The sequence below is a fragment of the Extibacter sp. GGCC_0201 genome, from assembly GCF_017566055.1.
Taxonomy (GTDB): domain Bacteria; phylum Bacillota; class Clostridia; order Lachnospirales; family Lachnospiraceae; genus Extibacter.
On the sequence record NZ_JABFCH010000138.1, the window covers coordinates 1 to 226 of the forward strand.

General features: G+C 58.4%; 1 rRNA gene. It reads left to right on the forward strand.

The features are described from left to right. Positions 1–226, forward strand: a 23S ribosomal RNA gene (locus HJV72_RS19010); the annotation flags it as partial.

Genomic DNA, 226 nt, shown 5'->3' on the forward strand with positions numbered 1-226 from the left:
CCTGCGCCAGGACGGAAAGACCCCATGGAGCTTTACTCCAGCTTGATACTGGGATTCGGTATTGCATGTACAGGATAGGTGGGAGGCAGGGAAGCGATGACGCCAGTCGTCGCGGAGCCGCTGTTGGGATACCACCCTTGCAGTATTGGATTTCTAACCAGAGGCCGTGATCCGGCCTGGGGACAATGTCAGGTGGGGAGTTTGACTGGGGCGGTCGCCTCCGAAA